General features: G+C 74.5%; 22 protein-coding genes. 16 read left to right on the plus strand and 6 right to left on the minus strand.

Features of this window, described 5'->3' with window-relative positions; translation table 11 throughout:
- Positions 1-88: 88 nt before the first annotated feature.
- The 5 genes from JAO84_RS33600 (at position 89) to JAO84_RS33620 (ending at position 5,054) form a co-directional block, all read left to right on the plus strand.
- Positions 89-475, plus strand: a complete 387-nt coding sequence (locus JAO84_RS33600) for a VOC family protein (protein ID WP_265863704.1) — start codon at positions 89-91, stop codon at positions 473-475.
- A 105-nt stretch (positions 476-580) separates the two neighbouring features.
- Positions 581-1,894, plus strand: coding sequence for an alpha/beta fold hydrolase (locus JAO84_RS33605; RefSeq protein WP_370416231.1), 1,314 nt, complete (start codon positions 581-583; stop codon positions 1,892-1,894).
- A 181-nt stretch (positions 1,895-2,075) separates the two neighbouring features.
- Positions 2,076-3,224, plus strand: a complete 1,149-nt coding sequence (locus JAO84_RS33610) for a substrate-binding domain-containing protein (protein WP_370416232.1) — start codon at positions 2,076-2,078, stop codon at positions 3,222-3,224.
- A 94-nt stretch (positions 3,225-3,318) separates the two neighbouring features.
- Positions 3,319-4,212: an SIS domain-containing protein gene (locus tag JAO84_RS33615; protein WP_370416233.1), complete on the plus strand. Its 894-nt coding sequence runs from the start codon at positions 3,319-3,321 to the stop codon at positions 4,210-4,212.
- Between the two features lie 122 nt (positions 4,213-4,334).
- Positions 4,335-5,054: a PIG-L deacetylase family protein gene (locus tag JAO84_RS33620; protein WP_370416940.1), complete on the plus strand. Its 720-nt coding sequence runs from the start codon at positions 4,335-4,337 to the stop codon at positions 5,052-5,054.
- A gap of 33 nt (positions 5,055-5,087) precedes the next feature.
- Here JAO84_RS33620 and JAO84_RS33625 read toward each other — a convergent pair whose 3' ends face one another.
- On the minus strand, positions 5,088-5,867 hold the full coding sequence (locus JAO84_RS33625) for a VOC family protein (protein WP_370416234.1): 780 nt from the start codon (positions 5,865-5,867) through the stop codon (positions 5,088-5,090).
- Positions 5,868-6,101: 234 nt separating this feature from the next.
- Positions 6,102-7,097: an NAD(P)/FAD-dependent oxidoreductase gene (locus JAO84_RS33630; protein ID WP_370416235.1), complete on the minus strand. Its 996-nt coding sequence runs from the start codon at positions 7,095-7,097 to the stop codon at positions 6,102-6,104.
- 65 nt (positions 7,098-7,162) lie between these two features.
- On the opposite strand from JAO84_RS33630, the gene JAO84_RS33635 reads away from it, so the two are divergent.
- The 11 genes from JAO84_RS33635 to JAO84_RS33685 all read left to right on the plus strand — a co-directional run bounded on the left by JAO84_RS33635 (position 7,163) and on the right by JAO84_RS33685 (position 18,349).
- Complete coding sequence (locus JAO84_RS33635; RefSeq protein WP_370416236.1) at positions 7,163-7,777, plus strand: helix-turn-helix domain-containing protein; 615 nt, start codon at positions 7,163-7,165, stop codon at positions 7,775-7,777.
- Between the two features lie 81 nt (positions 7,778-7,858).
- The gene (locus tag JAO84_RS33640; protein WP_370416237.1) at positions 7,859-8,827 is read left to right on the plus strand and encodes an NADPH:quinone oxidoreductase family protein; all 969 of its coding nucleotides are present in this window, start codon (positions 7,859-7,861) and stop codon (positions 8,825-8,827) included.
- On the plus strand, positions 8,824-10,026 hold the full coding sequence (locus tag JAO84_RS33645; protein ID WP_370416238.1) for an acyl-CoA dehydrogenase family protein: 1,203 nt from the start codon (positions 8,824-8,826) through the stop codon (positions 10,024-10,026). Before JAO84_RS33640 ends, JAO84_RS33645 begins: the two co-directional genes overlap by 4 nt.
- Positions 10,023-11,132 (plus strand): acyl-CoA dehydrogenase family protein, encoded by a 1,110-nt coding sequence (locus tag JAO84_RS33650; RefSeq protein ID WP_370416239.1) that lies wholly within the window; start codon positions 10,023-10,025, stop codon positions 11,130-11,132. Before JAO84_RS33645 ends, JAO84_RS33650 begins: the two co-directional genes overlap by 4 nt.
- A gap of 88 nt (positions 11,133-11,220) precedes the next feature.
- Complete coding sequence (locus tag JAO84_RS33655) at positions 11,221-12,831, plus strand: ABC transporter substrate-binding protein (protein WP_370416240.1); 1,611 nt, start codon at positions 11,221-11,223, stop codon at positions 12,829-12,831.
- A 23-nt stretch (positions 12,832-12,854) separates the two neighbouring features.
- Entirely contained in the window at positions 12,855-13,820 is a 966-nt protein-coding gene (locus JAO84_RS33660) for an ABC transporter permease (RefSeq protein ID WP_370416241.1), read from the plus strand.
- Entirely contained in the window at positions 13,813-14,649 is an 837-nt protein-coding gene (locus JAO84_RS33665) for an ABC transporter permease (RefSeq protein ID WP_370416242.1), read from the plus strand. The genes JAO84_RS33660 and JAO84_RS33665 overlap by 8 nt, the downstream gene beginning before the upstream one ends.
- A gap of 11 nt (positions 14,650-14,660) precedes the next feature.
- Positions 14,661-15,653, plus strand: coding sequence for an ABC transporter ATP-binding protein (locus JAO84_RS33670; RefSeq protein ID WP_370416941.1), 993 nt, complete (start codon positions 14,661-14,663; stop codon positions 15,651-15,653).
- Positions 15,646-16,317, plus strand: a complete 672-nt coding sequence (locus JAO84_RS33675) for an ABC transporter ATP-binding protein (RefSeq protein ID WP_370416243.1) — start codon at positions 15,646-15,648, stop codon at positions 16,315-16,317. The genes JAO84_RS33670 and JAO84_RS33675 overlap by 8 nt, the downstream gene beginning before the upstream one ends.
- A 125-nt stretch (positions 16,318-16,442) precedes the next feature.
- Positions 16,443-16,637, plus strand: a complete 195-nt coding sequence (locus JAO84_RS33680; protein WP_370416244.1) for a hypothetical protein — start codon at positions 16,443-16,445, stop codon at positions 16,635-16,637.
- 119 nt (positions 16,638-16,756) lie between these two features.
- Complete coding sequence (locus tag JAO84_RS33685; RefSeq protein ID WP_370416245.1) at positions 16,757-18,349, plus strand: hypothetical protein; 1,593 nt, start codon at positions 16,757-16,759, stop codon at positions 18,347-18,349.
- Positions 18,350-18,428: 79 nt separating this feature from the next.
- Here JAO84_RS33685 and JAO84_RS33690 read toward each other — a convergent pair whose 3' ends face one another.
- From JAO84_RS33690 to JAO84_RS33705, 4 genes are all read right to left on the minus strand, one after another.
- Complete coding sequence (locus JAO84_RS33690; RefSeq protein ID WP_265863590.1) at positions 18,429-19,226, minus strand: VOC family protein; 798 nt, start codon at positions 19,224-19,226, stop codon at positions 18,429-18,431.
- Between the two features lie 111 nt (positions 19,227-19,337).
- Positions 19,338-20,489 carry a phosphodiester glycosidase family protein gene (locus tag JAO84_RS33695; RefSeq protein WP_370416942.1) on the minus strand — a complete coding sequence of 384 codons (1,152 nt, stop codon included), beginning with the start codon at positions 20,487-20,489 and terminating at the stop codon, positions 19,338-19,340.
- Positions 20,486-21,352: a DUF6585 family protein gene (locus JAO84_RS33700; protein ID WP_370416246.1), complete on the minus strand. Its 867-nt coding sequence runs from the start codon at positions 21,350-21,352 to the stop codon at positions 20,486-20,488. The genes JAO84_RS33695 and JAO84_RS33700 overlap by 4 nt, the downstream gene beginning before the upstream one ends.
- 25 nt (positions 21,353-21,377) lie before the next feature.
- A complete protein-coding gene (locus JAO84_RS33705) occupies positions 21,378-21,863 on the minus strand; it encodes an NUDIX hydrolase (protein ID WP_370416247.1) in 486 nt (161 codons plus the stop codon).
- Positions 21,864-21,927: the final 64 nt, after the last annotated feature.

The raw sequence follows: 21,927 nt of genomic DNA on the forward strand, positions 1-21,927 counted from the left end.
TTCCGCGTGGCGGGGGCGGCCGGGCGCCCGGGCCGTGGTGCCCTGTGGGGACGTCAGCAGACGCCCCACCGAAGGGAGATCACCCGTGTTGTTCGGCAGCACCACGGCATTCAGCAGCTTCTCGGTCGACGACCTCGACGCGGCCCGCGCCTTCTACGGCGACACCCTCGGCCTCCAGGCCGACGTGGAGGGCACCGGGGAGATGCGGATGCTGTTCCTCACCCTCGCCGGCGGCGCGAGGGTCATGGTCTACCCGAAGGGCGACGCGCACAGCCCGGCGAGCTTCACCGTCCTGAACTTCCAGGTCGACGACATCGACGTCGCCGTCGACGCCCTCGCCGACAAGGGCGTCGAGTTCCAGCGCTACGAGGGCTTCGAGTTCGACGCGAAGGGCATCTGCCGGGACGAGCGCGGGCCCGCCATCGCCTGGTTCACCGACTCCGCGAAGAACGTCATCGCGGTGCTCCAGCGCTGATCCGCCGCTTCCGGCCCCACGGCCTTCCGGACCTTGGGCGGCGTGCGCCCCCGTCATGTGATCCACTGTCCTGGCGGGGGCGCACACGAACAGGAGCCGTACGCCGTGTCCACGTACCGTCAGCCGGAACTCGTCCTCACCGACCGCCACTACACCGTCCCCCTCGACCACGCCCGCCCCGACGGCGAGACGATCGAGCTGTACGGACGCGAGGTCGTCGCGAGGGACAAGGCCGACCGCAACGACCTGCCCTGGCTGCTGTACCTGGAGGGCGGCCCCGGCTTCGGCGCCCGCCGCTTCATCGGCCCGCAGGCCTGGCTCGGGCGCGCCGTGCGCGAGTTCCGCGTGCTGCTCCTGGACCAGCGCGGCACCGGCCGCTCCACCCCCGCCAACCGGCAGACCCTGCCGCTCCGCGGCACTCCGCGCGGGCAGGCCGCCTATCTGGCCCACTTCCGCGCCGACTCCATCGTCAAGGACTGCGAACTGATCCGCCGCGAGCTGACCGGCGGCGCCCCGTGGACCGTCCTCGGCCAGAGCTTCGGCGGTTTCTGCGCCACCCACTACCTCTCCACCGCGCCCGAGGGCCTCGCCACCGTCCTCATCACCGGAGGCCTGCCCTCGCTCGGCGCCACCGCCGACGAGGTCTACCGGGCCGCGTACCCCAGGATCCTGCGCAAGAACGAGGCGCACTACGCCCGTTACCCCGACGACGTCGAGCGGGTCCGGGCGATCGTCGCGCACCTGCAGGAACGGCCCGCCGCCCTGCCCGGCGGCGGCACCCTCACCCCCGAGGCCTTCCAGTCCCTCGGCATCCTCCTCGGTACCGGCCAGGGCACCCACCAGCTCCATCTGCTCCTGGAGGACGCCTTCGTCCCCACCCCCGCCGGCCCCGCGCTCTCCGACGCCTTCCTGGAAGCCGTCCGGGCCCAGCTCTCCTTCGCCGGACACCCGCTCTACGCCGTGCTCCACGAGGCCATCTACGCCCAGGGTCCGGGCCACGGCCACGGCGCCACGGACTGGGCCGCCGAGCGGGTCCGCGCCGAGTTCCCCGCCTTCGACGCGGCCAAGGCGCTCACCGGCGACGGACCGGTCATGCTCACCGGCGAGAGCATCCACCCCTGGCACTTCGCCACCGACCCGGCGCTCGCCCCGCTGCGCGAGACCGCCGAGCACCTGGCCGCCCGCGCCGACTGGGCGCCGCTCTACGACCCGGCCCGGCTCGCCGCCAACGAGGTGCCGGTCGCCGCCGCCGTCTACCACGACGACATGTACGTGGACACCGCCCACTCCCTGCGCACCGCCCGGACCATCCGGGGCCTGCGCACCTGGGTCACCGACGAGTTCGAGCACGACGGCGTCCGGGCCGGCGGCCCGCGCGTCCTCGACCGGCTCCTCGCCCTGGTCCGCGACGAGGTCTGAGCGCGGCGACGGCCCCGGGCGCGGGTGGCGGAACCGGTCGCTCCGCGCCGGGGTCCGCCGCCCGCGCCCGGGGATAGGATGCGCGCGCAATCGGTGAGCAATCGGCGATCGCCCGCCGCCCGTTCGAGCACCTGGGGGACCGTTGGCCGCAGGGGGACCGGTGACACCCGGCGGGATCCCCGTGCCGTCGTCCGGACGCGAGCTGAAGTTCCGCGCCCTGACGGCCCGGCTGCGCCAGGGCATGCTGGACGGCACCTGGCCGCCGGGCAGCAAACTGCCCACCGAGCGCGCCCTCGCCGCCGACACCGGCGTCTCCGTGACGACGGTCCGCCGCGCGTACGAGGAGCTGGTCGCCCTCGGCCTGGTCGAACGCCGCCAGGGCGCGGGCACCTTCGCCGCCGCGCACCCCGAGGAACCGCGCGGCGGCCGCACCGTGGTCGGCGTCCTCGTCCCCGACACCGCCTTCTACTACCCCCGGGTGCTGCACGGCATCGAGCAGGAACTCACCGCCGCCGGAGCCCGGTTGGTCCTCGCCTGCTCCCACTACGACCCTGCCGAGGAGGACGCCGCCGTCGCCCGGCTGCTCGGCTCCGGCGTCCACGGACTGCTCCTCGTGCCCACCCTGCACACCGCCACCGACCCGGGCCGGCGCGCCGAGGAACTGCTCGCTCTGCCCGTGCCCGCCGTCCTCGTCGAACGGCGGCTCGCCGCCCACGGACCCGGCGACCCCACCGAACACGTCTGCACCGACCACGAGGGCGGCGCCTACGACGCCGTGCGGCACCTGCGCGGCCTCGGCCACCGCCGGCTCGGCCTCCTGGTCCGCTCCGACGCCCCCACCACCGCACCCCTCGAGTCCGGCTTCGCCCGCGCCGTCGCCGACCTGCACCTGCCCGCACCGCACTGCGAGCGCGCGACCATGGGCGAGTGGCACGCCGACCGCGCCGACGCCGCCGTCGCCGCGCTGCGCGCCGCCCGGGTCACCGCCGCGCTCTGCTTCGGCGACCGCGAGGCCGCGCTCGTGCTCGCCGCCGCCCGCCGCGCCGGGCTCAGGGTCCCCGACGACCTCGCCCTGATCTCGTACGACAACGAGCTCGCCGATGTCGCCGAGACCCCGCTGACCGCCGTCTCCCCGCCCAAGTTCCAGGTCGGCCGGCTCGCCGCGCAGATCCTGCTGCGCCGCCTCGCCGAGGGCGACGCCTCCCCGCTGCACCAGGTGCAGCTGCGGCCCCGGCTCGTGGTCCGCGCCTCCTGCGGCGCCGCGCCCGCCGCCGTATCCGCTGCCGGACTCGCCGCCGGTGCGCACAAAAGTCCAAGCGGTGCTCACTGATTGCTCATGGCTGCGCTGCGGTCCGCCGGGATAGAAATCCGTCCGAGCCCCCGGCCCCTCGACGGGCGGCTCACCGCGCCGAGAGAGGACGGACATGACCACCCACGTCGAGAACGAGATCGCGAGCCAGCCCGACTGCTGGCGGCGGGCCGCCGAACTCGCCGCCGAGCGGGCCGACCCGCTGCCCCGGACGGGCGAGCGGATCGCCGTCGTCGGCTGCGGCACCTCGTACTTCATCGCCCGCGCCTACGCCGCGCTGCGCGAGTCCCTCGGCGCCGGCGAGACCGATGCCTTCCCGGCTTCCGACCCGACCCCGCTCGGCCGCGGCTACGACCGGATCGTCGCCCTCACCCGCTCCGGCACCACCACCGAGGTCGCCGGACTCCTCGCCCGCGCCGCCGGCCTGATCCCCACCGTCGCCCTCACCGGTGTCCCCGACAGCCCGGCCGGCCACCACGCCGACGCCGTCGTCGACCTCGGCTTCGCCGACGAACGCTCCGTCGTCCAGACCCGGTTCGCCACCACCGCGCTGCAACTCCTGCGCGCCGCGCTCGGCGTCGACCTCGGCCCCTCCATCGCCGACGCCGAACTCGCCCTGTACGAGCCGCTGCCCACCGCCTGGGAGAAGCACGGCCAGTTCACCTTCCTCGGCACCGGCTGGACCGTCGGCCTCGCCGACGAGGCCGCGCTCAAGCTGCGCGAGGCGGCCCGCGCCTGGACCGAGTCGTACCCGGCGATGGAGTACCGCCACGGCCCCATCAGCATCAGCGACCCCGGCAGCCTGGTCTGGTGCCTCGGCCCGGTCCCGCCCGGCCTCGCCGACGAAGTCGACGCCACCGGCGCCCAGTTCGTCGCCGACGCCGTCGACCCGGTGGCCGGCCTGGTGCGCGCCCAGCGCCTCGCCGTCGCCCTCGCCGCCCGCCGCGGCCTCAACCCCGACCGCCCGCGCAACCTGACCCGCTCGGTGATCCTCGCCGGCGCCCGGTAGCGCCTGTTCTACGGATCACGGCGGGGCCCGGCTCGTATCCTGCCCCCATGAGCGAGAACAGCGAGAACAGCGAGAACGGCGAGAACAGCCAGAACACCGAACAGGCCCAGCCGCTGGCCGAGATGCCCGCCGACTGGCAGCGCGCGCTCGCCGTCGTCGCCCACCCCGACGACCTGGAGTACGGCTGCGCCGCCGCCGTCGCCGGCTGGACCGACCAGGGCAAGGAGGTCGGCTACCTCCTGGTCACCCGCGGCGAGGCCGGCATCGACACCCTCGACCCGGCCACCTGCGCCCCGCTGCGCGAACGCGAGCAGCGCGAGAGCGCCGCGATCGTGGGCGTGACGAGCGTGGAGTTCCTCGACCACCGCGACGGCGTCGTCGAGTACGGGCTCGGGCTGCGCCGTGACATCGCCGCCGCGATCCGCCGGCACCGGCCGGAACTGGTCATCACCCTCAACCACCGCGACACGTGGGGCCCCGAGCCCGGCGGCTTCTGGAACACCCCCGACCACAAGGCCGTCGGCCGCGCCGTCCTCGACGCGGCCGCCGACGCGGGCAACCGCTGGATCTTCCCCGAACTCACCGAGCAGGGCCTGGACCCCTGGAACGGGGTCCGCTGGGTCGCCGTCGCCGGTTCGAACCTGCCCACCCACGCCGTCGACGCCGGCCCCGGCCTGGAGCGTGCCACCCGCTCGCTGCGCGCCCACCGCACCTACATCGAGGCGCTGACCGACCAGGACGTCGACACGTACTGCCGCTCGTTCGTCGCGGAGTCCACCGGACGGGCCGCGGCCCGCTTCGGCGGCCGTCCGGCCGTCGCGTTCGAGGTGTTCCCCCGCTAGGGCGGTCACGCGGCGAACGCGGCCCGGCCGCGCCTACATGTTCGGGTCGGGCCGCAGCACCGCGAACGGCGCGCCGAACGGGTCCGTGAACCAGGCGAGCCGGCCGACGTCCGGGACGTCCGAGGGCGGCAGCAGCACCGAGCCGCCGTTCTCCTGCACCGTCACCGAGGTGCGGTCCGCGTCCGCCACCATGAAGTACGGCACCCACATCGACTTGTCCATGCCCTCCTGGCGCGGCGCCGCCCCTCCGAACGAGGCGTCCTGGGGCTCGCCCTCGGCGGTCAGCAGCACCCGGTACGTCATGCCCGAGGACTCCATCTCCTGCCAGCGCCAGCCGAACAGGCCCTGGTAGAAGCCGAGGGTGGTCTCCGGGTCGGGCACGTGCAGCTCGACCCAGACCAGGGTGTCGTTCTGCGAGGTGCGCTCCAGGCCCTTGACGGTGTTCGGCTGCCACACCGCGAACTGGGCGCCCGCCGGGTCGGTCAGCGAGGCCATCCGCCCCGCGTCCATCACGTCGAACGCCGCCGCGCGCACCGTCCCGCCCGCCTTCTCCGCCGCCTGCGCGGTCGCCTCCGCGTCCGGGGTCTGGAAGTAGACCGTCCAGGCGCTGCTCGCGCCCTCCTCCGTCAGCGGGCCGAGCGCCGCGACGGTCTTGCCGTCCTGCTGGAAGAAGCCGTAGCCACCGGCGTCGGGTCCCGCCGAGGCGAAGTCCCAGCCGAAGACCCGGCCGTAGAACTGGGCGGCGGCGGCCGTGTCCGGGCTGCCGAGGTCGAGCCAGTCGGGGGAGCCGGTGATGAAGTCCGTACCGAGCATGGGGTGGGTCCCGTCCTTCCGGGTGGGAGGCCGCGCGGTGCCGTGGGCGCCGTACGGGGCCGGGGTTTCCGGCCACCATGGCCGATCCTCGCCCTCGGCCGGGGCGGGCGCAGCCCCGCCCGCCGGGTTTCATCCGCACGGCGCAGCGCACCGGCCCCGGGTGCACGCCCGGAAGGGGGTGCGGGTTCCCTCGGGTCGGCGCCAGGTCCCGACCCGGCGCCGACCCGACGCCCCTCAGGCGCCCCGCGCGCCCGCGCCCTCCGCCACCCGCCGGTCCAGGTCCGTCATCAGGAGGTCGGCGTTGATCGCGGCCGCCGCGCGGTAGCCGCCACTGGCCGCGTTCACGACCTGTTCGAAGGGGCCGATCGCGTTTCCGGCGGCCCAGACGCCCGGGACGGAGGTGCGGCCGGAGTCGTCGATGGTGACGAAGCGGCCGAGAGGGGTCTCGTGGGTGTCGGCGCCGAGGGCGGTGAGAAGGCCGTCGCGGGGGACGGTGCGGGTGCCGACGAAGAGGATCTCGCGGGGGACGATCCGGCCGTCGGCCATCCGCACGCCGGTCAGCCGGTCGTCCTCGACGACGATCCCGGCGACCTCGCCGGTCACCACCGTGACCCCGGCCGCCGCGAGCCGGGCCGTGTCCTCGGGGGAGGGCTCGGGGGCGGTGTGGAGGAAGAGCGTGACGTCGGGGGACCACTGGGAGACCATCAGGGCCTGGTGGGCCGGCATCACGGGGTGGGCGAGCACACCGAAGGCCCGGTCGCGCACCTCCCAGCCGTGGCAGTACGGGCAGTGGATGACGTCCCGGCCCCAGCGCTCGGCCACCCCGGCCAGGTCGGGCAGCTCGTCCACCAGGCCCGTGGTGACGACGAGCCGCCGCGCCCGCACCCGGCGCCCGTCCGCCAGGTCCACCGCGAAGCCCTCGCCGGGCGCCGGCGTCGGCGTCGCGGCGGTGACCAGGCCCTTCGTCCACTCCACCCCGTACGCGGCGATCTCCTCGCGTCCGGTCGCCAGGAGCTCGGCCGGGCTCGTGCCGTCGAGGCCGAGATAGCCCTGCATATGGGCGGCGGGAGCGTTGCGCGGCTCTCCCGCGTCGACGACCAGGGTGCGGCGGCGGGCCCGGCCCAGGACCAGGGCCGCGCTCAGGCCGGCCGCGCCGCCGCCGACCACCACCACGTCGTACTCGTCCTCGTACGCGAATCCGTTCTCGTGCTGCGAGCTGTGTGCGTTCATGCCGCGAGGATCGCCGGGCCCGCACCCGCTTGACAAACAAAGTTGCCGTTTCTGCAATGAAGAGCATGACCGCTGACGACCACACCGCTGACGACCGCACCGGCGACGACCGCATCGACGACGTCCTCACCGAGGTCGGCCCCCGCCTGCGCCGCATCCGCCGCGAGCGCGACGCCACCCTGGCCGACCTCTCCGCCTCCACCGGCATCTCCGTGAGCACCCTCTCCCGCCTGGAGTCGGGGCAGCGCAAGCCCAGCCTGGAGCTGCTGCTCCCGATCGCCCGCGCCCACCAGGTCCCGCTCGACGAGCTCGTCGGCGCGCCCCCGGTCGGCGACCCCCGGGTGAAGGCCAAGCCGATCCGCCGCCACGGCCGCACCCTGTACCCGCTCACCCGCCAGCCCGGCGGCCTCCAGGCGTACAAGGTGCTCCAGGAGCCCGGTGCCGAGCAGCCCGATCCCCGGGTGCACGAGGGCTACGAGTGGCTGTACGTGCTCTCCGGGCGGCTGCGCCTGGTGCTCGGCGACCACGACGTGGAGCTGGGCGCCGGCGAGGCGGCGGAGTTCGACACCCGGGTGCCGCACTGGTTCGGCCCGGCGGGGGACCGGCCGGTGGAGTTCCTGAGCCTGTTCGGCCCGCAGGGCGAGCGGATGCATGTACGGGCCCGGCCGAAGAAGTCCTGAGAGCCTGTTCCCCACGGCCCAAGCGACCGCTTAGTATGCGGTCGACCGCGCAGGACGCACGACGGCACGTGGAGGCCCCCGATGCAGGCATGGCGAGTGCACGAGAACGGCGAGCCGGGCGAGGTGATGCAGCTCGACGAGGTCGCGGCGCCCGAGCCCGGGCCGGGGCAGGTGCTCCTGAAGGTCCGGGCCACCGGCCTCAACTTCCCCGACGCGCTGCTCTGCCGCGGCCAGTACCAGGTGCGGCCCCCGCTGCCCTTCACCCCCGGCGTGGAGATCTGCGCCGAGACCGAGGACGGCCGCCGGGTCATCGCCACCCCCGCCCTCCCGTACGGCGGTCTCGCCGGGTACGCCGTCGCCGACGCCGCCGCGCTGCTCCCCGCGCCGGAGGCCCTGGACGACGCCGAGGCCGCCGCCCTGCACATCGGCTACCAGACCGGGTGGTTCGGGCTGCACCGCAGGGCCGCCCTGAAGGAGGGCGAGACGCTGCTCGTGCACGCCGCCGCGGGCGGCGTGGGCAGCGCCGCCGTCCAGCTCGGCAAGGCGGCCGGCGCCACCGTCATCGGCGTCGTCGGCGGCGCCGACAAGGCCGCCGTGGCCCGCGAGCTGGGCTGCGACACGGTCGTCGACCGGCACGCCGAGGACGTCGTCGCGGCCGTCAAGGAGGCCACCGGCGGCCGCGGCGCCGACGTGATCTACGACCCGGTCGGCGGCGCGGCCTACCAGCAGTCCGCCAAGCTGGTCGCCTTCGAGGGCCGGATCGTCGTCGTCGGCTTCGCCAGCGGCACCGTGCCCGCCCCCGCCCTCAACCACGCCCTGGTGAAGAACTACTCGATCCTGGGCCTGCACTGGGGCTTGTACAACCTCAAGGACCCGGCCGCCGTCCTGCGCTGCCACGAGACCCTGACCGAGCTCGCCGCCAAGGGCCGGATCAAGCCGTACGTGAGCGAGCGGGTGCCCTTCGCGGGCGCCGCCGACGCCGTGCAGCGGCTCTCCGAGGGCGTCACCACCGGCCGGCTCGTCGTCCTCCCGGAAGGAGCCCGCGCATGAGCGGAGACAAGGCCCTGGCCCCCGACGCCGCCGAACTCCTCGACCGCACCCGCCGGTTGCTCGCCGAGCACCCGCCCGCCACCACCGACCGCACCGACTTCCTGCGTGCCCGCTTCGACGCCGGCCTCGCCTGGGTGCACTACCCGGTGGGCCTCGGCGGACTCGGCGCCCCGCGCTCCCTGCAGGCCGTCGTCGACGCCGAACTCGCCGCCGCAGGCGCCCCCGACAACGACCCCCGCCGGATCGGCATCGGCCTCGGCATGGCCGCCCCCACCCTCCTCGAATTCGGCTCCGACGCCGTCAAGGAGCGCTTCCTGAAGCCGCTCTGGGTCGGCGAGGAGGTCTGGTGCCAGCTCTTCAGCGAGCCCGGCGCCGGCTCCGACCTCGCCGCGCTCGGCACCCGCGCCGTCCGCGACGGCGAGGACTGGGTGATCAACGGGCAGAAGGTGTGGACCTCCAGCGCCCATGTGGCCCGCTGGGCGATCCTCATCGCCCGCACCGACCCCGACCTGCCCAAGCACCGCGGCATCACGTACTTCGTCTGCGACATGACCGACCCCGGCGTAGAGGTCCGGCCGCTGCGCCAGATCACCGGCGAGGCCGAGTTCAACGAGGTCTTCCTCACGAACGTGCGCATCCCCGACGCCCACCGCCTCGGCGAGGTCGGCGACGGCTGGCGGGTCGCCCAGACCACCCTCATGAACGAGCGGGTCTCCATCGGCGGCGCCCGCATCCCCCGCGAGGGCGGCATGATCGGCAAGGCCGCCGCCACCTGGCGGGCCCGCCCCGAGCTGCGCACCCACGACCTGCACCGGCGGCTGCTCGACCTGTGGGTGGACGCCGAGGTCGCCCGGCTCACCGGCGAACGCCTCCGCCAGCAGCTGGTGGCCGGCCAGCCCGGACCCGAGGGCAGCGCGATGAAGCTCGGCTTCGCCCGGCTCAACCAGGCCATCAGCGCCCTGGAGGTCGAACTCCTCGGCGACGAGGGCCTGTTGTACGGCGACTGGACGATGGTCCGGCCCGATCTCGTCGACTTCACCGGCCGCGACGCGGGCTACCGCTATCTGCGCGCCAAGGGCAACTCGATCGAGGGCGGCACCACCGAGGTGCTGCTCAACATCGTGGCCGAGCGGGTCCTCGGACTGCCGCCCGAGCCCCGCAACGACAAGGACGTCGCCTGGAAGGACCTCGCCCGATGACCGAGACGCCGAAGCCGGTGGCCGCCCAGCTCGATCTGCTCTACTCCGAGGCCGAGGAGGACCTGCGCGCCGCCGTCCGCTCGCTGCTCGCCGACCGGGCGGACCCGCAGACGCTGCTCGCCCGGATCGAGGGCGAGGCCCCGTACCTCCCCGGTCTCTGGGACGCCCTCGCCGGCGGCATCGGCGCCGCCGGACTGCTCGTGCCCGAGAAGCTGGGCGGCCAGGGCGCGAGCCACCGCGAGGCCGCCGTGGTCCTGGAGGAGCTGGGCCGGGCCGTGACCCCCGCCCCGTACCTCACCAGTGCCGTCGTGGCGACCGAGACGCTGCTCGCGCTCGGCGCCGACGAGGGCGGCCCGGTCGCGGAACTCCTCGGCGCGCTCGCGGCCGGCGAGAAGACCGCCGTGCTCGCCGTGCCGCTGTCCACCGCGCCGGGCGCCGACCCGGTGACCGACGGTCCGGTGCCGGCCGTCGCCGACGCGGCCGCCGCCGACGTGCTGCTCGTGCCGCGCGCCGACGGGCTGTACGCCGTGCCGGCCGCCGAGGCCCGGATCACTCCGCAGGTGCCGCTCGACCTGACCCGTCCGCTGGCCGTCGTCGACACCACGGGCGTCGCCGGGACCCGGCTCGCCGGACCGGAGACCGGCGGGGCGGCGGTCCGGCGCGGGCTGCTCGCCGGTGCCGGGCTGCTCGCCTCCGAGCAACTCGGGCTCGCCGCCTGGTGCCTGGAGGAGACCGTCCGGCACACCAAGGAGCGCCACCAGTTCAACCGGCCGATCGGCTCCTTCCAGGCGCTCAAGCACCGGATGGCGCAGCTGTGGCTGGAGCTGGTGGGGGCCAGGGCGGTGGCCCGCGCCGCCGCCGACGCGCTGGCCACCGGCGCTCCGGACACCGAGCTGACCGTCGCCGTCGCCCAGGCGTACTGCGCGAAGGTCGCCGTGCACGCCGCCGAGGAGTGCGTCCAGCTGCACGGCGGCATCGGCATGACCTGGGAGCACCCGGCGCACCTGGCGCTGAAGCGGGCCAAGTCCGCGCAGACCGCGCTCGGTTCGGCCGGCCGGCACCGGGACGTGATCGCCGCCCTGGTCGACCTGCCCGCCCCGGGGTAAGGGGCGCCGGAGTCCACACCCCTCTATATACTGTTTAATTGCGAGGTATTCGCAATAGCAGTTGATCTTCAAGAGGGGTGTGGACTTCATGGCCGCCCGACCCGTCCGCCGTGCGACCGCCGCGATCCTCACGGGGGTGACGGCCCTCACCGCGGCGGCCTGCGCGAACCCCGACGGCGCCGGCAACGGCGCGGGCGGCCCCCGTGACTCCGCGGTCGTCGGCATCGCCGCCGAACCCGACACCCTCAGCCCGCTCCTCGGCTACGGCAAGGACGGCAACTCCAAGATCTTCGACGGGCTGCTCGCCCTCGACGCCGGCATGCGGCTGCGGCCCGCCCTCGCCACCGCACTGCCCACGGTCAGCGCCGACGGCCTCACCTACACGTACACGCTGCGCAAGGGCGTCACCTTCAGCGACGGCACGCCCTTCACCGCCCGCGACGTCGTCTTCACCTACCGGGCGGTGCTCGACCCGAAGACCAACAACCCGTCCCGCAGCGAACTCGACGCCCTCAAGGACGTGCGCGCCACCGGCGACGACACCGTCGTCTTCACCTTGAAGTACCCCTACGCGCCCTTCGCCCGGCGCACCGTCCTCGCCATCGCCCCCGAACACATCGCCGGCAAGCAGGACGTCAACAGCGGCCCCTTCACCACCCGCCCCATCGGCACCGGTCCATACATCCTCACCGGCTGGACCAGGGGCGAGAAGCTCACCTTCCGCGCCAACCCCCACTACTGGGGCGGCGCACCGGCGGTCGAGAAGTTCACCATGGCCGTCGTCAAGGACGACGACGTGCGCGCCACCCGGCTGCGCGCCGGCGACCTCGACGCCGCGATCCTGCCGCCGAACCTCGCCGCCGGATTCAGGGCCGACAAGACCCGGAAGGCGCACACCGCCACCACCTTCGACTACCGCACCGTGACCCTGCCCAGCCGCAACCGGGTCGCCGGCGACGTGGCCGTCCGCCGCGCCCTCGACCTCGCGGTCGACCGGCAGACCATGGTCGACAAGATCCTCGAAGGCGCCGGCAAACCCGCCTACGGCCCGGTGCCCACCGACAGCCCCTGGTTCGCGAAGGGCACCGAACGCCGCCACGACCTCGCCGGCGCCCGGAAGATCCTCGACGAGGCCGGCTGGAAGCCCGGCCCCGACGGCGTCCGCGTCAAGAACGGCGTCCGCGCCGCCTTCCCCCTCTGGTACCTCTCCGGCGACAAGCTCCGCCAGGACCACGCCCTCGCCTACGCCTCCGACGCCAAGAAGGCCGGCATCGAGATCGCCACCCAGGCCGGCACCTGGGAGGTCATCGAACCCCGGATGAAGACCGACGCCGTCCTCGCCGGCGGCGGCGCGCCCGGCGACCCCGACTTCGACCAGTACCTCCTGCTCAAGTCCGAGCTCGCGGGCGACGGCTTCAACAACATGGCCTCGTACGCCAGTCCGGCCGTCGACCGCGCCCTGGAGGACGGCCGCCGCACCAGTGACCCAGCGCGCCGCCGCGCCGCCTACGACACCGTCCAGCGCGAACTGGTGAAGAACCCCGGCTACACCTTCCTCACCCACGTCGCCCACGTCTACGTCGTCGCCGACCGCTGGACCACCGCCGCCGGCCGCCTCACCACCCAGGTCGAACCCCACGAGCACGGACTCGGCTCCGGCCCCTGGTGGAACGTCGAGGACTGGACGCCGAAGCAGTGACCTGCGCTCTCCCGCTCCGGCCCATGGCCCGGATGGCGGCACGGCGCGCGCTCGCCGCCGTCCCCGTCCTCCTCGGCGTCACCCTCGCGGTCTTCGCCGTCGCCGCCGCCTCCCCCTTCGACCCCGTGAAGGCCTACGCCGGCACCGCCGGACTCACCGCCTCGCAGGAGAACCTCGACCAGCTGCGCGCCAACCTCGGCGCCGACCGCCCCTGGTACACCCGCTGGTGGGAGTGGCTCGGCCACGCCCTGCGCGGCGACCTCGGCGACTCCGGCGTCATGCGCCAGCCGGTCGCCGACGTCGTCGCCGAACGCATCGGCTGGTCCGCGCTCCTCGCCGGCACGGCCTTCCTCGTCGCGATCCTGCTCGGCACCCTCCTCGGCGTCCTGGCCGCCCGCCGCCGCGGCGGCCTGCTCGACCGGGCCGTGTCCTCGCTCGCGTACACCCTGGAAGCCGCCCCCGCCTTCTGGCTCGGCCTCCTCGCCGTCTGGTTCTTCGCCCTCGAACTCGGCGCGCTGCCGCCCGGCGGCCTCACCGACACCGCGGGCGACACCGTCACCGCCGGACAGGTCGCCACCCACCTGGTGCTGCCGGCCCTCGTCCTCGGCCTCTCCCAACTGCCCTGGTTCTTCCTGTACGTACGCCAGGGCGTCGGCGACGCCCTCGACGAGGACCCGGTACGCGGCGCCCGCGCGCGCGGCCTCGCCGAACGCACCGTCCTCACCGGCCACGCCCTGCGCTCCGGAATGCTCCCCATGCTCACCCTCGTCGGCTCCCGGATCCCCGAACTCATCACCGGCGCCCTCCTCGTGGAGACCGTCTTCAGCTGGCCCGGCATCGCCGCCGCCACCGTGCAGGCCGCCGTCTCCGCCGACTTCCCGCTGCTCGCCGCGCTCACCGTGCTCGCCACCGCCGCCGTCCTGCTCGGCAACCTGCTCTCCGACCTCCTGTACGGGCTCGCCGACCCCAGGGTGGGCTTCGATGGCTGACCCCCGCACCCGGCGCCTCCGGCTCTGGAGCTCCGCCCTCGTCACCGGCACCGTCGTCCTCGCCGTCCTCCTGGTCCCGCCGCTCGTCCCCCTCGACCAGCAGGCCGTCGACCTCGGCGCCAAACTCCTCCCGCCCTCCTGGGCACACCCCTTCGGCACCGACGACGTCGGCCGCGACCTGCTGCTCCGCTGCGTCTACGGACTGCGCGTCTCGCTCCTCGTCGGACTGGTCGCCGCCCTCGTCGCCACCGTCATCGGCACCGCCGTCGGCGCGACGGCCGGCGCGCTCGGCGGCCGCGCCGACCGCCTCCTCATGCGGATCGTCGACGCCTTCTCCTCCGTGCCGCACCTGCTGCTCGGGATCTTCGTCGTGGCCATGTTCCGACCCGGGGTCTGGCCGGTGATCGTCTCCGTGGCCCTCACCCACTGGCTCTCCACCGCCCGCATCGTCCGCTCCGAGGTGCTGTCCCTGCGCTCCCGGCCGTTCGTCGACGCGGCGATCTCCGGCGGCGCCACCCGATGGCGGATCGCCGTCCGCCATCTGCTCCCCGCCGTCCTCCCGCAGGCCGGCCTCGCCGCCGTGCTGATGATCCCGCACGCCATGTGGCACGAGTCCGCCCTGTCCTTCCTCGGCCTGGGCCTCCCCAGCCACCAGGCCAGCCTCGGCAACCTCGTCCAGACCGCCCGCTCCTCTCTCCTCACCGGCCACTGGTGGCCCACCCTCTTCCCCGGCCTCCTCCTCATCGCCCCCACCCTCGCCGTCGCGGGCCTCGCCGGCGTCTGGCGCGACCGGCTGAACCCGCGCCGCCGATCGGAGCTGATGCTGTGACCGCCGACCATGTGCTCCGCGCCCTCCGGGCCGTCTCCGCCGAGCGGGCCGAGGACGCCCTGCTCAGCGTGCGCGGCCTCACCGTCCGCTTCCGGCTGCGCGGCGGACGCGAGGTCGCCGCCGTCACCGACGCCGACTTCGACCTCGCGGCGGGGGAGTGCCTCGCCCTGGTCGGCGAGAGCGGCTGCGGCAAGTCTGTCCTCGCCTCCGCCCTGCTCGGGCTGCTGCCCGGGAACGCCGAGACCTCCGGCAGCGCCCTCCTCGACGGTACGGATCTGCTCGCCGCCGACGAGAAGACCCTCGCCCGCACCGTACGGGGCCGGCGCATCGGGCTCGTACCGCAGAGCCCCGCCGCCCACCTCACACCGGTGCGTACGGTACGGGCGCATCTGGAGGAGACGGTACGGGCGCTCACCGGCACCCGGCGGGGCGAGCGGCGCGCGGCGGCCGAGGCCGCGGCCGAGCGGGCCGCGTTCCCGGCCGGGCATCTCGACCGGCACCCGCACGAGCTGTCCGGCGGGCTCGCGCAGCGCGCCGCCACCGCGCTCGCGCTGATCGGCGACGCGCCGCTGCTGCTCGCCGACGAACCCACCACCGGACTCGACCGCGCCCTCGTCGACCGCACCGCCGACGAACTGCGCCGGCACGCCGACCGCGGCAAGGCGCTGCTGCTCATCACCCACGACCTCGCGGCGGCCCGCCGGGTCGCCGACCGGGTCGCCGTCATGTACGCCGGACGGATGGTCGAACTCGCCCCCGCCGACCGCTTCTTCGGCGCGCCCGGCCCCCGCCACCCGTACGCCCGCGGTCTGCTCGACGCCCTCCCGGAACGGGAGTTCACCCCGATCCCCGGGTTCCCGCCCGAGCTGTCGGACCTGCCCGAGGGCTGCGCCTTCGCCCCGCGCTGCGCCCGCGCCACCGAGGCGTGCGCGCAGCGGCCCGCGTTCCGGGCCGGCGTCGCCTGCCACCACCCCCACGGAGCTCCGGGAGCCGTCCGTGCTTGAACTCCACTCCGTCACCGCCGGCTACGAGCGGCGCGCGCCCGTCGTCCGCGAAGTCTCGCTCACCGTCGCCGCCGGCGAGTCCGTCGGCCTGCTCGGCCCCAGCGGCTGCGGCAAGTCCACCCTCGCCCGGGTCGCCGCCCTGCTGCACCAACCCGACGCCGGGCGGGTCGTGGTCGACGGCACCGAGGTACGCGGCTGGCGCCACCGCGCCCCGCGCGCCCTGCGCACCGCCATCGGCGTGGTGTTCCAGCAGCCGCGGCTCTCCGCCGACCCGCGCCTGCGGCTCGCCGACCTGATCGCCGAGCCGCTGCGCGCCACCGGGCGCCGCGACGAGATCCCCGAACGCCTCGACGCGCTCGTCCCCGCCGTCGGCCTCACCCCCGACCTGCTCGCCCGACGCCCGCACGAGGTCAGCGACGGACAACTGCAACGCGCCTGCCTGGCCCGCGCCCTGGTGCTCCGGCCCCGCTGGCTGATCTGCGACGAGATGACCGCGATGCTCGACGCCTCGACCACGGCGGCGCTCGTCGCCGCCGTCGAGAACTACCGGGCGGAGACCGGCGCCGGACTGCTCGCCGTCGGCCACGACCGGGTCCTCCTCGAACGCTGGACCGACCGCACCGCCGACTGGGACCAGCTCACGAAAGCCCTGGCCAACGGCTAGGGAACGGCCTGCTCCGGAACGTCACCCGGATGGCCGCCACGCCATACCGCCGTCCGGATCGTCCCTTCCGTCACACTGTCCGCCGAACGCCGCAATTCCGGTGCGGCGCAAGGAGGGTGAGCCCGGTGGCCATTTCCGTATCCGTCGTCCTGCTGCTGCTGATCCTGGCCGTGATCTTTCTCCGCAACGGCGGCCTGAAGGTCTCGCACGCCATCGTCTGCGCCCTGCTCGGCTTCTTCCTGGCCAGCACCAGCATGGCGCCGACCATCCAGAACGGGGTCGCCGCGACCGCCAACGTGGTCTCCAACCTCAAACCCTGACCGTTGCGCACGCGTGAAGTGCCCATGAAACGGCGGGCACTTCCATGTACATCTCACGCACTCGGGCCTAGCTTCGTCGACCGGCGCGACCTTCGTACGCACGGACCCGAGGAGCCGCATTGACCACCCGACCCCCCGACCTGCGGGCCCGCACCCTCGCGCTGGTCGCCGCGCTGAGCGCGACCGTGCTCGCGCTCTCCACCCCCGTCGCCCTCGCCGACGAGATCCCGCTCGCCCCGGGACACCGCCTCGTCGACTCCTACCTCGGCGCCCCCGCCACCGCGCGGCCGGTCCCCGCCGAGGCCCCGCCCCAGCACCCGTACCTCGCACCCAACGGGCGCAGCGGCATGCACGCCGACGCCGCCGGCAGCGGCACCCACCCCTACCCGGGCCCGCTCGGGCGCAACCCGCAGGTGACCAGCGAGAAGATCGCCCCGCTCGGCGGCGAGTGCGCCACCGCCACCTTCGACGCCGGCGGCCGGCTCGTCACCGTGTGCGGCACCTTCAGCGGCTTCCTGCTCAAACTGCTCGACCCGCACACCCTCGACACCCTCGCCGAGTACAAGCTGCCGCAGCGCTCCTCGACCGTCGAGGCCGTCACCCGGCTCGACTTCGGGAAGATCTTCAAGGACACCTCCGGCGGCGCCTACTTCTACCTCGACGACCGCGACCGGGTCGTCCTCGCCGACTCCCGCCAGCACGTGCTGCGCATCGCGCACCGCCAGAAGCCGGACGGCACCTGGGAGTTCGCCGTCGAGGACGACTGGGACCTCACCCCGCTCGTCCCGCACGACTGCGTCAGCTGGACCAACCTCTTCCCCAGTGGCGTCTGCGACCCGGTCACCTCGGTGATGCCCGACTGGCAGGGCCGCATCTGGTGGGTCACCCGCCTCGGCCGGGTCGGCACCGTCGACCCCGGCACCGGCGCCCTGCGGGCGATCCGGCTGGACGGCGAGGAGATCCAGAACTCCTTCTCCGTCGCCGAGGACGGCGTGTCGATCGTCTCCGACCACGCCCTCTACAGCTTCCGCGCCGACGCCGACGGCACCCCGCGCGTCCAGTGGCGGCAGAGCTACGACCGGGGCACCGGCACCAAGCCCGGCTCCGTGAACCAGGGTTCGGGCACCACACCCGACCTGTTCGGCCAGCACGGCGCCCGGTACGTCGCCATCACCGACAACGCCGACGACCGCATGAACGTCCTCGTCTACCGGCGCGGCACCGACGTCGCCCCCGCCGACCGGCTGGTCTGCAAGGTCCCGGTCTTCGGCGCCGGCGCCTCCACCACCGACAACTCCCTGATCAGCTGGGGGAACAGCCTCGTCGTCGAGAACAACTACGGCTACGAGAACCCCACCACCCTGACCTTCGGCCGCAGCGTCGTCGGCGGCGTCACCCGCGTCGACGTGCGCCCCGACGGCAGCGGCTGCGACACCGTCTGGGAGAGCGACGTCCGCTCGCCGTCCACCGTCCCCAAGCTCTCCACCGCCAACGGGCTGCTCTACTTCTACGAGAAGCGGCCCCACCCCCTCGGCATCGACGCCTGGTACCTGACCGCCGTCGACTTCCGCACCGGCGCCCGGGCCTGGTCGCGGCTGACCGGCACCGGCCCCGCCTACGACAACAACTGGGCGCCGATCACGATCGGCCCCGACGGCACCGCGTACGCCGGCGTCTTCAACGGCATCGTCGCCGTCCACGACGGCACCTGATGCGGCCGCCCCACCCTTCATGCACAGGGGTGCCCGGGACCCCGCGGTCCCGGGCACCCTCGCGTGGCGGAGGGCGAGGTCACTCCATCTCGGGCATCTCGCCGACCGTCGTCCGCACGTCGATCACCGCGAACGCCGCGCCCTGCGGATCGAGCAGCGCCGCGAAGCGCCCGAAGGGGCTGTCCATCGGGCCGAAGACCTTGCGGCCGCCGGCCGCCTCCGCCTTCTCGACGGCCTTGTCGCAGTTGTCCACGCCGAAGTAGATCTGGATGTACGAGGGGATCTCCGGCGGGAAGTCGTCCGCCGTCATCACCATCCGGCCGAGCAACGGATCGGCGCCCAGATCGAAGATCCGGTAGTCGATCTGGTCGTCCTTCATCTTCTTCGAGCCGTAGCCGAACACCGTCGTGTAGAAGGCGTCCGCCTTCGCCGGCTCCCGCGTGAACACCTCGGCCCACACGAAGCTGCCCGTCTCGCCCTGCAGCTCGAAGCCCTCGTGCTGACCGGCCTGCCAGACGCCGAACACCGTGCCCGTCGGGTCCTGCGCGAGGCACATGGAGCCGAAGTCGCCGACCTGCATGGGCTCCATCAGCAGCGTGCCGCCCGCGCCCTTGATCTTCTCGGCGGTGGCGGCGACGTCGGGCGAGGCGAAGTACAGACACCAGGCCGACTGCGCCTCGCCGTCCTGCCCGGGCATCGGCGGCACCACCGCCGCGACCGCCTTGCCGTTCTTGAGGGCCTGCGTGTAGTTGCCGAACTCCGAGGAGGCTTCGCCGAAGGTCCAGCCCAGCACGTCGCCGTAGAACTCCTTGGCACCCTCGAGGTCGGTGAACATCGCGTCGGTCCAGACCGGCGTGCCTTCAGGTCGTGAGGCCATGACGAGACTCTCTCTTCCGCTCGATGACGTCCTTGTCTCGCCTGCCACGCTAGCCAGGTCCGTCCCGGCCCGCTCGGTGACGCACGGTAGCCGGGCCGGAGTCCCGGCACCTCAGCCGCCGGAGAAGACTCCGATGCCGTTCGGCACCGGCCGCTCGGCGCCCCCGCTGGGATGGTTGCGCACCGTCACCGCGGGCTCGCCCGCCGCCCGCCCGACCAGCGTCGACGAGCCCCCGCCGTCCAGGCCGAACGCCTCGCTCGCCCCGGACCCGGCGAACAGCGCCGCCACCTCGGCCTGCGTCATGCCCGCCCGGAGGCCCGGCGCGCCGTCCAGGGCCATCAGGAGCAGCCCGCGCCCGCCGTGGGTGATCCCCGCCGCGGTCCGCACGGCCGCCGTCACCGCGTCCAGGCCGGGCAGCGGTGTCCCGTCCCGCAGCAGCGGAAAGCCGCCCACCGCGAAGCGGTACGGCACGCCCGCGCTCTCCGCGACAAGGCGGTGCCGCACCCGCACCCGGTCGCCGACTGCCAGCGCCCGTAACCGCCGGGCACCCTCCTCCCGGCCCACCAGGACCTCGGTGCCCTCGGCGACCTGGCCGCGCCCCGGGGCGTCCGCGACCGCGACCACCCGTCCGGCGCGCACCGTCACCTCGTACGTCTCCGCCGAGCACGCCGCCGCCCGGTCGCTGTCCGTCCCGCACACCGCCCGCGCCCGCGAGGCGGCGCCCCAGTCGGCGGTGAAGACACCGACCGAGCCCACCGGCAGCGCGTACTGGTTCAGCCCGCCCAGCGGGAACGAGCCCGCCGGGTCGGTGACCGCGCCGTCCAGGGCGAGCCGGCCCATCCGCGCCCGGTGGTCCGCACCCACCCCGAACACCTCACGCGTGTCGGTCCCCGGCGGCAGCGCCGGACCGAACCGCTGCCCCGCCGGGACGGCCGCCTTCAGCTCCCGGCCCCCGCCGATCGCCGGGCCGACCGGCGCGCCGGTGGCGTCCACGCCCGGGTGCTGCGCCTCCGAGATGTGGAAGAAGTCCCCGTTCACCCCGGCGATCGCCCCGCGCGCGTCCGCCAGCTCCGACAGCGGCGCCCGCGCCGCCACCGCCCCCGGATGCAGCAGGTCCACCTCCACGCCCTCGGCCCGCAGATCCACGGAGAGCAGATGCACCCGGACCGGGCCGTGCGCGGCGCTCGTCGCGTACGTGCGGTACGCGACCCTCGGCGCCAGCTCCTGAGGGCTGACCAGGCACCCGATCGGGTGAACCGTCAGCGGCGGAACTCCCGGGCCTGCGGGAACAGTTCCTTCACCAGCGTCCAGAACACCGGGAAATCGGGGATGTCCTTCGCCTCCCGTGCCCAGCGGCCCGCGCCCGCCGTGCGCACCACCACCAGGCCGTCCCCGCGCCACTCGCAGCCCCGCACCCGCTCCCACGGCGCTGTCCCCGACGGCAGCGCGATGCCCTCGCCGGCGAGCGCGACCTCGCCGAACGGGACCCGCTCGCCCGCCTCCAGGGCGGTCACCGCCGGCTGCAGCGCACGGCGCACCGTCTCGTCGAGGACGATCTGGGCCAGCTCGCGGATCTGCGAGTCCGCCGGCCGCGCCACGACCTCCTCGTTGAGGAACCCGCCGACGGTGACCCCCGCCCGCCCGTCGGTCAGCAGCCGGTAGGCGTAGTGGGTGCCGGTGTAGCCGCCGTTGACGTAGGTGCGGGTCACGTCCTGGTGCATCGCCGTGACGGACCGCCAGGGCACCGCCCGCGCCTCGCCCGCCTCGCCCGGACACACCAGACCCCGCTCGTACAGGTACACGTACTCGCCGGGCCGCAGCGCGGGCGGCGCCGGCGGGCGGAAGGCGCGCCACAGGAACCAGCCGAGCGCCCCGAACGGTACGAGCAGCAGCGGGATCCCCAGCCAGGGCCCCGCCCACCGGGTGGCGAGCGCGGGCAGCGCCAGACCGGCCGCCGCGAGCAGCAGCACCGGCAGACAACGGCGCCCCCGCCCCCGTAACTCCTGCGCACCGTCCCCGTGCCGCGCCCGGAAGCCGCGCAGATACACCCCGAGCCCCGCCTCGCGCGCGGCCCGTGTCGCCGCCTCGTCCGGCGGCGGCACCGTCACCCGGTCGATCCGCTCCATCGCGCATCCCCCCGACGCCATGATGTCAGCGCCCCGCGGCCGGCGCCATCGGGTAGCGGTGGAACGAACCCTGCGCGAGCGGGAGTTCGGGATAGGCGAAGGCGAGGGTCTGCGCCGAGGGGTGGAAGAGCGGGGCGGGCAGGCCGGTCGGGGGGAACCAGGACCAGCGGGCGATCTTGTCCGGTTCGGTGACCGTCGGGGTGCCGGTGTGGGCGCGGACCGCCGTCGCCGCCGTCACGCAGGTCAGTGCGGCGAAGCTCGCGGTGTCGAGGATCAGACCGAGCACGGAGACGTCGGCGGGGTCGGCCACCAGGCCGGTCTCCTCGGCGAGTTCACGGACCGCCGCCGCCTCCAGGGACTCGCCCGGCTCCACCTTCCCGCCCGGCAGCTCCCACACCCCGGAGTGGTGCAGCCCGAGCAGCACCCGGCCCTCCGGGTCGGTCACGACGACGCCCGCGCCGAGCGAGGCGTGGGCGGGCGGCGGGGTGGCGTTGCGGTCGGCGATGCTCATCGGACTCCTCGGCCGGGGACGTACACGTACGCCCCCACCCAACACCAGGCCACTGACAGCCCCC

It is taken from the genome of Streptomyces fradiae, assembly GCF_041270065.1.
Classification (GTDB): domain Bacteria; phylum Actinomycetota; class Actinomycetes; order Streptomycetales; family Streptomycetaceae; genus Streptomyces.

Bases quoted from the DNA above. Each gene is read 5' to 3' on its own strand.
- JAO84_RS33615 (WP_370416233.1), top strand. From the start codon at position 3,319: ATGACCACCCACGTCGAGAACGAGATCGCGAGCCAGCCCGACTGCTGG.
- JAO84_RS33620 (WP_370416940.1), top strand. From the start codon at position 4,335: ATGCCCGCCGACTGGCAGCGCGCGCTCGCCGTCGTCGCCCACCCCGAC.
- JAO84_RS33625 (WP_370416234.1), bottom strand. From the start codon at position 5,867: ATGCTCGGTACGGACTTCATCACCGGCTCCCCCGACTGGCTCGACCTC.
- JAO84_RS33630 (WP_370416235.1), bottom strand. From the start codon at position 7,097: ATGAACGCACACAGCTCGCAGCACGAGAACGGATTCGCGTACGAGGAC.
- JAO84_RS33635 (WP_370416236.1), top strand. From the start codon at position 7,163: ATGACCGCTGACGACCACACCGCTGACGACCGCACCGGCGACGACCGC.
- JAO84_RS33640 (WP_370416237.1), top strand. From the start codon at position 7,859: ATGCAGGCATGGCGAGTGCACGAGAACGGCGAGCCGGGCGAGGTGATG.
- JAO84_RS33645 (WP_370416238.1), top strand. From the start codon at position 8,824: ATGAGCGGAGACAAGGCCCTGGCCCCCGACGCCGCCGAACTCCTCGAC.
- JAO84_RS33650 (WP_370416239.1), top strand. From the start codon at position 10,023: ATGACCGAGACGCCGAAGCCGGTGGCCGCCCAGCTCGATCTGCTCTAC.
- JAO84_RS33655 (WP_370416240.1), top strand. From the start codon at position 11,221: ATGGCCGCCCGACCCGTCCGCCGTGCGACCGCCGCGATCCTCACGGGG.
- JAO84_RS33660 (WP_370416241.1), top strand. From the start codon at position 12,855: ATGGCCCGGATGGCGGCACGGCGCGCGCTCGCCGCCGTCCCCGTCCTC.
- JAO84_RS33665 (WP_370416242.1), top strand. From the start codon at position 13,813: ATGGCTGACCCCCGCACCCGGCGCCTCCGGCTCTGGAGCTCCGCCCTC.
- JAO84_RS33690 (WP_265863590.1), bottom strand. From the start codon at position 19,226: ATGGCCTCACGACCTGAAGGCACGCCGGTCTGGACCGACGCGATGTTC.
- JAO84_RS33700 (WP_370416246.1), bottom strand. From the start codon at position 21,352: ATGGAGCGGATCGACCGGGTGACGGTGCCGCCGCCGGACGAGGCGGCG.
- JAO84_RS33705 (WP_370416247.1), bottom strand. From the start codon at position 21,863: ATGAGCATCGCCGACCGCAACGCCACCCCGCCGCCCGCCCACGCCTCG.